This is a genomic window from Kribbella antibiotica (genome assembly GCF_004349055.1).
Taxonomy (GTDB): Bacteria; Actinomycetota; Actinomycetes; order Propionibacteriales; family Kribbellaceae; genus Kribbella; species Kribbella antibiotica.
This window is the reverse complement of the sequence record NZ_SMKX01000301.1, coordinates 1-1,430: the sequence shown is the minus strand read 5'-3', so window position 1 is coordinate 1,430 and position 1,430 is coordinate 1. Positions and strand designations below refer to the sequence as shown.

General features: G+C 66.6%; 2 protein-coding genes. Both read left to right on the top strand.

The annotated features are described in order from the left end of the window. The first annotated feature begins 96 nt into the window (after positions 1–96). Positions 97–516: a hypothetical protein gene (locus tag E1263_RS42350; RefSeq protein ID WP_132178122.1), complete on the top strand. Its 420-nt coding sequence runs from the start codon at positions 97–99 to the stop codon at positions 514–516. Positions 517–518: 2 nt separating this feature from the next. Next, positions 519–1,430: hypothetical protein (locus tag E1263_RS42345; RefSeq protein ID WP_132178120.1), on the top strand; the 912-nt coding region annotated here is incomplete at its 3' end.

Below are 1,430 nucleotides of genomic sequence, written 5' to 3'. Positions count from 1 at the left end.
GGTCGCGACTGGAGTCGCCGGAGCGCGTGCCGGGACGCGGGGAGTAGCCGGAGCGACGCTTAGGGTGGATGGAAACGCGATTGAGGAAAGGGTCCGATGGAGTACGAGGAGTTCAAGCGCAAGTACGTCGCAGGCTTCGAGGAGCTTTTGGCCGACCGACCGGCTGATCTCGACAAGGTCAAGGACCGGCTGCGCTCGTTGGTTCCGCAACTGCCCGCCGCTGACCAGCCATCAGCATCCCGGCTCATCGACAAGCTGGCCCTGCCGGAAACACCTGCCGGTCAGTCGGCGGAGATGGCGGAAGCCCTTGACCTTCTCAACAAGGCCGACTTCGAACGCGGCACCGTTGAGGAGCGGTTGGCGGTCTACGCCGCGACCCGGCGCGCGCTCTGGGAAATCGCGGACCGCGCAGGCGATGACAGCGAGGAGATCCGCAGATTCTCCCGTGGCCTGGAGACCTCCGAGAACTACCTGGCTGACCCGCCCTGGGACGATCCGCAGCCCACCGGAGCCTGAGCTTGTCCATCAGCGACGGCACGGTGCGGATCGACCCGGCGTCGACGACCTACCGTGAGGTCAGTCGCCTCTACGAGATCGCTCAGGGCCTGCGCCCTGGCAGCGCGGACCGGTGGAACCGCGAGCTCTATGCCCGATCGGACGACAAGCTCGGCGGCCTGGGGCTCGACGGAACGCTGCGGATCCAGCAGCGAGCACTCGACGATCTCGCCGGCGGCAATCCCCGCCGCCAGGCCGAGGCACTGGCGACGGTCCTGCACGAGTCCGAACATGCCCGCAGCCCAGTCGACGCGCCCGAGGAACCCAACGCAGTACGGAGCGCTGAGTCGTTCGGACTCGACGAGGCGTTCACCGAGATCAGCACCAGAGACCAGTTCGACGAATTCATCCGGCGTGCCGGGCACGAAGGGTTACCGAAGCCCCGCCTCGAATATCCGGGAGCTGTGCAGGCCGGCGAGGCACTTCTCGATCGCGTCACCAACTCCGCGGACGAACGCAGGCAATTGCTGCAGACCGCACTGGACCAGCCAGTCGCAATGCGTTGGGACGCTGTAGCCGATCACGTCGTGCGGACCGAACTTGCAGACGTCGTACCGCCGAACCCGGCGCACCAACAGGCCGCCCGCGCAGAGCTCGTCAATCGGATGGCGACTGGCGAGTGGCGCGTTGTGAAGGACAGGCCTCCGCTAGGCAAGGTCACTGGAGAGATCACCACGGAGGGTGTGGATCGAGCAGTCAAGGACCTTCGCGACCACTACCAGCAGAACCCCGGCGAGCCCTACCCCGCGAAGGTGCCCAATCAGGCAGCGGCGGTTGCGGTGCAAGGGGAACAGCAACGGGCAGGTGACTTGAGGCGATTTTTGGGTGGGCAGGCCTCGGCGGTGGGGGCGGTGCGGAGTCGGCCTTCGTTGGGG